At 69.9% G+C, this 8,783-nt stretch carries 3 protein-coding genes; all 3 read right to left on the bottom strand.

All coding sequences use genetic code 11. The features are described from left to right. Positions 1-258: 258 nt before the first annotated feature. On the bottom strand, positions 259-924 hold the full coding sequence (locus ACFVYI_RS41885) for a hypothetical protein (RefSeq protein ID WP_387895268.1): 666 nt from the start codon (positions 922-924) through the stop codon (positions 259-261). Positions 925-937: 13 nt separating this feature from the next. Continuing rightward, complete coding sequence (locus ACFVYI_RS41880) at positions 938-5,437, bottom strand: polymorphic toxin-type HINT domain-containing protein (RefSeq protein WP_387895265.1); 4,500 nt, start codon at positions 5,435-5,437, stop codon at positions 938-940. Between the two features lie 682 nt (positions 5,438-6,119). Next, positions 6,120-7,829 carry a trypsin-like serine protease gene (locus tag ACFVYI_RS41875; RefSeq protein WP_387895261.1) on the bottom strand — a complete coding sequence of 570 codons (1,710 nt, stop codon included), beginning with the start codon at positions 7,827-7,829 and terminating at the stop codon, positions 6,120-6,122. Positions 7,830-8,783 lie beyond the last annotated feature (954 nt).

Below are 8,783 nucleotides of genomic sequence, written 5' to 3'. Positions count from 1 at the left end.
GGCCTTCGGCATGCCCCACACCCGCACACGGCCACTACGCGTTACCAACATCATCGACCCGGCTCAGCAGGGCCCAACTGAAACGCGGAGGCTAGGGTGAGTTCCTCGGCGAATTGGCAGGTGAAAGCGGTCGGGTAGCCGCCTCCCCCGTCGCAACAAGCCGCATGGCCGGGTCCGCCCCACATCTGGTGGGGCGGACCCGGCCATGCGGGCGAACTCGGCAGACTCCTTATTGCGGCGGGTACTTGTGCGTCGCCGTCAGTTCTCCAGATCGGACCAGATGTTGAGGCTCCCGTCCTCGACCACCCACTCGTGGTAGCCGAGTTGGCTACCGATCCGCTCGAAGCGTTCGAGTCGGGCCGGCCCGATGGGCACGAAGTACACCTTCATGGCCCGCAGGAACAGCCGGAACCCGAGGTCGGGGCCAAGCTCTGCCACTGCAGCCTCCAGTGTCGGAACCAGCGCTGCAAGTGGCGGCGGGTAGACGCTGGCGACGGCCTTCTCGTTGAGCGCCGCTCCGACTTGCCGGATCTCCACCAACACGGTGTCCATCAGTTCCGGGTGGCGAACCGGGCCCGGGCCGCTTGGTACGAACGCCGGGTCCTCCCTGCGGACGAAGCCGATGCAGGTGTCGGCGATCCGCTGCAACCATGCACGGATGGTGAGGTTTCCACCCGACGGGTCGAAGCGCGCTTCGGTGGCCGCGAGCCAGACGATAGAGAGCGCGTCGTCTGACAGGAGGGATTCTGTCAGGCGACGGATGTCCTCCACCACCTCCAGAGCGTATGCCCGGCCTTCCACGTCCAGCAGGCTCTCGACGAAGGAGAGGATGCCGGCGGCCTCTCTGGGTACGAAACGGGACTGGACGTACTTGGTCAGTCCACTGAATCCGAAATCCTCACCGAAATCGGCTCGCGGTTCCATGACGACGGCTCCATTACTTCGGATAGGCGGTGTAGACAACCCATTTCGGGGTGTGATCCGAAACATACTTCAGCGTGATCACCACATTGTTTCCGGTCGCTACGCCGCGCAGGGGATTGTCCGGATCGTTTGTCTTGGTGTAGGTCGTACCCAGCGATCCTTCATCCCTGACGCTCCACGTAAAGGACTTCCCGTCGCGCTCCGCGATGAAGGGGGCGTTCTTGCCACGCCGCTGCTGCTTGACGATCCAGTCGGCGAGCTTCTGCGCGTTGGTACCGTTGGCGTACCACTGGTCGAACGCCTTCTTGACAGCTCGGGCAGCCGTCGCCTCATCCGTCCATACGCTCGCCACGCCGTCTTTGGTGACCTTCTTCAGGAGATCTTCTCCGGAGATTGTCACGTGTGTGCCGATGGTGTGGGCTCCGGAGGTTCCCTCGTCGGCCACGATGTCGGTGCAGTTGTGTACGAGCAGGTCCGTACCCTGATCGCCGCCGGTGCGCACATAGAAGGTGTGCAGGCCGCCGACGGTCAGGTCGTAGACCTGTTGGGGCTCAAGGCCGGCTCGGTCCTGCAGGGCGTCGACCGTCTGCAGGGAGCCGTCTGCGGCGTGCAAGCGGTCTCCCGTCTGCAGCGCGGACGCGATGATCCAGCCCTTGGTGTCGACGTAGAAGCTGTGACCTGCTGTGGTGGACAGGCTGCTGCCACCGACGAGGCTGATATCGACAAATCGTTCGGTATTGTGAGCGAAGGTGGCGGTGACCAGCTCCCCACGCAACTGCCCGGTCGTAGTGTCGGCGGCCAGGACCTGGTCACCGGTGCGGATCTGGCTGATCGCCCGGTAGGAACCGTCCACCAGCAGGACCGGGGTGTCCGCCAGGAAACTGTTGATGGGGCAGGACCTGCGGACTTCCTGGGCGACGTCAGCCTCGACCTCCAGCTGCTCCACCAGAGTGCGGTCGATGTTGCGTTCGTTGCGCACGGCCGCAAGGGCCTCGTCAGTGCCGACGCCGCCGTCCTTCAAGGTACCGCGGAACCTGCTGATCAAGTCGGCCGTGGAGGTGAGCTTGGTGGCGGCCGCCTTGCTGAAGCCTTCGAGGGAGGCCTGGACGGCGAGCTTGGCGTCCTCGATGGCGACGCCGGTCTCCAGGGCGTAGCGGAATGCGACGACGGACTTGGCGCTGGCGAGGAGTTTCTCGTAGGGGATGAAGTTGGCTGCGGCCAGGACGCAGGGCTTGTTGAAGCCGAAGTCGTGGTAGCAGTCGACGAAGTCGCCGGTGACTATCTTCCAGAAGTCTTCGGCACCGTGGTTCTTCGGCTTGTAGTTCTTGAGGTAGTCGGCGTAGGTCAGCTCGACGGTCTGCGGGTACTGGACGTCCATCTTCTCGCTGCTGACGAGGACGGTGTTCCAGACGGTGTACTTGCCGCGGCAGGCGGCGATCGTGAGGTTCGGCTCGGGGCAGGTCCTCATGATGTAGTCGGTGGTGCCGCTCGCCTTGACGGTGAGGTTGACGGTGCAAACGGGCTTTCCCGACGCGTCGTTGTGCCAGACGCTGGTGTCCAGGGGCTTCAGAACCTTGCCGTATATCGACAGCATCATGTCGCCCGCCGCGCAGCGGTCCAGGTCGTCCTGGACGCCGTTCACCCTCGCGTCGTCCTGGGGGGAGGCCTCGATGAAGGAGATGCGGCCCTGGTCGTCGACGACGGCGGTCCCGTCCTGCAGCTTCCCTCCGGTGCTCTCGTCCTTCTGCTTCGTCAGGACCAGCTCCGCGGCCTCCCTGGCAGCCGTATTCGCCTCGTCCCGGCTCTTGGCGGCGGCTGCCGCCGAGGCCTTGGCCCGGTCGGAGGCGGTCTTGGCCTGGGCCGCGTACTGGCGGGCCTGAGTGGCGTAGCCGGTGGCCATCACCGCTGACAGGGTGGCGCTGCGGGCTGCCGTGTTGGCGGTGGCCGCGGAAGCCTGGGCCTGCTTGGCGTAGGTGGCGGCCTGGGCGGCGGAGGCCTGGGCCTGCTGGGCGGACTGGCCGGCCTGGGCGGCGGAGGCCTGGGCCTGCTGGGCGGACTGGCCGGCCTCCTGGCCATACTGGCCGGCCTGCTCGGAGGCGCCACGGGCGGTGGCGTAGGACTGAGCGGCCTCGGCCGCGTACTGATGGGCCTGGGCGGCCTGGCCGTCGATGATGGCGAGGTAGGAGGCGATGGTGGCCACGTGGGTGGCGGTCATCGCGTCACGTTGCCGGGCCGTGGGCAGGCCGATCTGCAGGAACGGGACGAGGCGGTCGGTCGGGCCGGACAGCACGGCTTGGGCCGCGGCCTTGACCTCGGGGCCACCGGAGGCGAGGGCCTGGCTGACGAGGACGCGATTGTCGTCCTCGCGCGCCTTGTACTGGCCGGTGGCCAGAAACGCGCGGACGTCGTCCATGGTGCCGTCCAGCGCCTTGCCGGCGGCCTCCTTCACGCCGGGTCCGCCGGCGGCCATGATCTGGGAGAGCAGGACCCGGTCGTCGTCGTCCTTGCCCGGGTACTGCCCGGTTGTGAGGAACGCGCGGACCTCGTCGGGGGTGCCGATGGACGCGGTCTCGGCGGCGAGGCGCTGCTCCAACTTGCCGGGAGACTTGGCGATCACCATCACGCTGGTGCGGTCGTCGCGCTCACGGCCGACGGCCAGGTCGGTGGTCAGGAAGGCCTGGACGTCGGAGTCGTCGCCCTCGAGCGCGGTCTGGGCGGCGGCCTTGGTCCACGGGCCGGCGGAGTCCAGCAGCCGGAAGGCTGCCTGGCGGCCCTTCAGCACGGCCGTCTTCGGGTCGGTGCCGGCCGCGGTGGCGTCCTTGATCAGCTGCTCGGTGTCGGCGGCGAGCTGGGTGGCCTTGCCGTTCTCCCATGCCGCGGCCTTCGCCTTGAGGTCGGCGTCCTGGGAGGCTTCCTCGGCGGCGGCCATCTCGGCGACCTGCTGGGCGGCGAGGCGCTCGGTGTCGCTGGCCCGGGCGACGTCGGCGATCTTGTGGGCCTGCGTGGCGGAGTTCTCCGCCGACTTGGCGTCCGCTTCGGCCGCTTCGGCGGCCGTCTGCGCGACGTTGGCCGCGTTGGACGCGTCTCCGGCGTGCTTGGCCGCCTCCTCGGCCGCGGTTGCCGCCGCTTCGGCGTGGGCGGCGGCGTCGTTGGCGGCGCGCTGGGCCTCACCGGCCGCGGCGGCGGCCTGGTTCGCGATCGCGACGGTGGCGTTCGCGGCGCGGGTGGCCTCTGCGGCGGCGCTCCTGGCGCGGGTGGCGGCAAGGCGGGCCCGGGCGGCGGCCGCGGCGGACACGCCGGAGTAACCGGCTGCTTCGGCGGCGGCGTCGGCGGTGGCCTGGGCATTGACACCCGAGGCGGCGGCGGCCTGCGCGGCGAGTCCGGCCTGCACGGCTGCCCGGCCGGCCCACGCGCTGGCCTCGCCCGCGAAACGGGCGTCGGCGGCGGCATTGCGGGCGGTGACAGCCGCATTGCGAGCCGTGTCCGCCTGACCGGCGTTCCCCGCGGCTCCGGCGGCAGCGGCCAGTGCCCTGGTCGCGGCGTTGCCGGCCTTCGTCGCGGCCGATGCCGCCGACGCGGCGGCGTTGGCGGCCTGTCGGGAGGCCTCGTTGGCGGCCTTGGCCGCGCTGGAGGCGGTCTGGGCGGCGTTCGCGGCGCGGGTCGCGGCGTCCGCGGCACGGCCGGCGGCGTTGGACGCCTGTCCGGCCGAACCCTGGGCGGCCTTGGTCTCGTTCGCGGCCCGCTCGGACGCCTCCTTGGCCAGCTTGGTGGCGTCCAGTGCCTTGCCGGCCGCGTCCTTGGCGGTCTGGGCCTGCTGCCCGGCCTGGGTGGAGGCGTTGGTTGTCAGGTCCGCCAACTGGGAGACCGTCAGTGTCTCCTGGTCGTGCGCGGCGGCGGTCTGGTAGCCGTACTGGAGGAACAGCTGGACGTCGTCCATCGAGCCGTCCAGGGCCACGCCGGCGGCCTTCTTCACCTCCGGCCCGCCCGAGGCCATGAGCTGTGAGAGGTGCACGCGGTCGTCGTCGTCGCGGGCCTTGAACTGGCCCTCGTTCAGGAACCGGTTGACGTCGTCCATGGTGCCGTCGAGCGCCTTGCCGGCGGCGTCCTTCACCCCGGGGCCACCGGTTGCCATGATCTGCGACAGCCGGACCCGTTGGTCGTCCTCGAACGCCTTTCGGGCGCCCTTGTCGAGGAAGTCCTTCAGGTCGGCCGCGGAGCCCTGGAGGGCTGCCGTTCCCGCCTCACGGACGCCGGGCCCGGACTTGGCGACGAGGTCCTCGATCTGCGCCCGCAGGTCCTGGTCGGCCGCAGCCGCCTGACCGGTCGCCAGGAACTTCTTCAGGTCGTCGGCCGGCCCGGTCAGCGCGCTCTCCGCAGCCTGGCGCACGACAGGACCACCGGCCTGCCAGGCCGCGACCGCCGCCACCCGGTCCGGGTCCGCCGCGATCGCCGGCGGCACGTCGGCCGCCACCGCCGGTATCGCCGGCAGCCCCGTCAACAGGCTGCCGGCCACGAACCCGGCCGCAAGCCGCGACCGAGCCCGTGATGTCAAGGACATCCTCATCGAAATCTGCAATCCATCCTGATCCGGGCACCGAGGTGCCGTATGACCGCCGACAAGGGCCGGCGGCTCTGGAAACGTCCGAAGAACACGTGGTGCGGCACGAGAACGCCGCACCGCAGACCTGCCGCCCCGCCAGGAAGGGCGGAGCGGCAGGTGGTTGTCCGGCACGGCCGGGTGACCGGCCTGCCTGGGCCTGTGGAGGGCGCCGACCGAGGGCCGAGGGCCCGCACCAGGCGCCGACCGTCATCCGGTCGGTGCCGAGGTCGGCTTGTGGAAGCAGCGGTGATGCTCTGGATGGCGCCGCTGGGGCCTGCAGAAGGTGGTCCAGCTGCCGTCGGCCTTCTTGTCCGCGGTCCAACCCTGGTGGTCGCTGCCGATGGCGAACAGGCGGATGATCTCGCCGTCGCCAGATCGAGCGGCCTTCAGTGGCTCGACACCGTGCGGTGAGGTGCGGGGCGCCCCATCGGCACTCCTTTGTCAGCTGTCGCGCTGTTACGGGCGGCTCGGCAGACCAGTCTTCGTCATGCGTGGCCATCCGGTCCTGGGCTCCACCGCCCGCCTGACCGGCCGACCGCCCCGCGGTCGCCGCCGCGCCACAGCCGGGGGCCGGCACCGATCCGCCACAGCCGTGTCAGCGGGGGTTACCCCAGTTGATCTTGACGTTGTCCCCGTTGTCCATGCGCAGGTGGAAGTCACCCGTCGACGGACGCCAGATCCCGAGGTTGTCGGCGCCGGCGCTGTCCCAGTTCCCGGAGACGGGGACATCCCCGTTCTCACCCCACGCAACGGTCATCAGGCTGCCGTTGTCCATGCGCAGGTGGAACTCGCCGGTGGAGGGCCGCCAGATGCCGACGTTGTCGGGCCCGCCGTCCCAGTTCCCCGCCACCGGGACGTCGCCGGCCTCGCCCCAACCGATCTTCACGACGTCGCCGTTGTCCATGCGCAGGTGGAACTCGCCGGTGGAGGGCCGCCAGATGCCGACGTTGTCGGGCCCGCCGTCCCAGTTCCCCGCCACCGGGACGTCGCCGGCCTCGCCCCAACCGATCTTCACGACGTCGCCGTTGTCCATCCGCAGGTGGAAGTCACCCGTCGACGGGCGGTAGATCCCGAGGTTGTCGGCGCCGGCGCTGTCCCAGTTCCCGGAGACGGGGACATCCCCGTTCTCACCCCACGCAACGGTCATCAGGCTGCCGTCGTCCATGCGCAGGTGGAACTCACCCGTGGAGGAGCGCCAGATGCCGACGTTGTCGGGGCCGCCGTCCCAGTTGCCCGCCACCGGGATGTCACCGTGGACCGGGCTGATGGAGATCTGCTTGACCCAGCCGGCCAGGTCGTCGACGCGCGAGCCGCGTGCGCCGGTGGCGGTCGCGGTGCTGCCGAGGCAGCCGCTCTGGCCGGCGGCGGTGAGCACCGCGGCGAGTTCGGCCCGGCCGTCGACCGTGCGCAGGAACGGCGCTCCGGCGTCGCCCTTGCACAGCGGCGCGGTGTCGGCGCCCGCGACGGTGTCGACACCCGTAGCGCTGATGGCACCGACGCTGTGGACGGCGGTGTGGGGCGCGCCGGGGATCCACTCCGTGCCGGTGCGGCCGTAGCCGACCGCTTGGAGGTTCTCGTGACCCGTGGGCGCGACGGTCGCCACCGCGACCGGGGTGACACCGATGACGGACTTCGCGAGCCGGGCCATGACCAGGTCACGGTCGCCACGCGGCACCAGTTCGATGACCCTGGCGCTCTGACCGGCGATCGTGGCCGTGCTCCCGACCGGGGGCGTGCCGGCCACGACCGACGCCGGGTTATCGGCGAAGCATCCGGCCGCGGTCAGTACCCACTGCGGGTCGACAAGGGTCGCGGTGCAGCTGCGGGAACCGGCGCGACCGGGCTGGCCGACGGTGACCGTCCCGACCGCCGGGCGATCGGTGGCGCCGACCGGGCCCGCCGATCCGTCGGTAGCGGTGAGCTCGAGCAGAGCGGTGGCGTCACCGACGCTCTCGCCGACCGGCGTCCAGACGTTCTTCGGGATGTCGAAGCTGGTGACATTGCCCGCCGTGTTCAGCGTGGCGTTGACGCTGCGGTCGTTGCCCCGGATGTTGAAGACCTTGGGGATCTCCACCGCCAGGTAGCCGGTGGGGCCGGTGATCCGGAAGCACACCTCGGTCGGGTTGGCCGCCCGGCTGAGCACGTGCACAAGGCCGGACCCCGAGGCGCAGTCGGCGAGCACGATGTGCCCGTCGCCCGACTTCAGGGTGATGTTCCGGTCCGCGAGGATCTTCGCGGCCCCGGGATACGCGAAATCCTCCACCGCCGCCGACACGGCCGGCCCTTCCACGGCCGATGCCTGCACCGACCCGACCGTCACGGGTATCGCCAGTAGTACGCCAAAAGGAAGAGCCAGTCTTCGAACCCTACGCACAATGACTCCCAAGAAGACATGGCCGGGGAACGCCAACGCCCCCGGGCCGGCAGACACAAATGATCAGGCGGACGCTATCGACTGCCATCCGCCCACGTCAAAGCCCATGAGCGGGTCACGGGATTGAGCCTGACCAATTGTCAATCCCATGGAGGCTGTGATCGCTGCGCCGAATCCCGCCGTCGGGTGGCCACCTCGGCGAGCGCCTGTTTACCGCGGCCGTCCGAGCGACAGGGCCAAGTTCCCTGCCTTGACGTCAAGTTGAATGATCAGAGGTTATCTGGACAATCCCATCAAGCGGAACCGAATTCTCCCGGTCTCAACGCCGATCTGCCGTGAATCTCCTCGTGGATTTCCGACCTGCCCGTGAACTCCCGGGCGGGTCGGCCGGCAACGGCCTCAGTGACGTGCAGGCCGTCCAGGAGCACGGTCTGCCGGCCGGTCGGCTTCCCGTCACTGCGGGCCCCCGCCTGCTTGCGCAGCCACGTTCCCGGTCGAATCGTCGGGGCTGCCTGGTCGACGGCCTCACCACACCGCAAAACCCCGGCCGGCGCACCACCCCACACCCCGACCACACCCCTGGGACGTCACCGGCTCCCGGCCGGTCGGGGCGGGCAGCAGCGGCGGGTGGCCGGCACCATCCCGGCGCGGTACTATCGCAGCACCATCGAGCGCGTCCTCAAGCCGCGGAGCATCCCCTACCGCTCCGCACCATCCCGGTGCGGCACCATCGCAGGTCCCGGCACGACAGCATCAGCGGCAGCAGGGCGAGCCGTTCCTCCGCACCTCGCTAGCCTCCGCGTTTCAGTTGGGCCCTGCTGAGCCGGGTCGATGATGTTGGTAACGCGTAGTGGCCGTGTGCGGGTGTGGGGCATGCCGAAGGCC

This window comes from Kitasatospora sp. NPDC058218 (assembly GCF_042882445.1).
Taxonomy (GTDB): Bacteria; Actinomycetota; Actinomycetes; order Streptomycetales; family Streptomycetaceae; genus Kitasatospora.
Note: the sequence above shows the minus strand (reverse complement) of the source record. Positions and strands in the feature narration are given on the sequence as shown.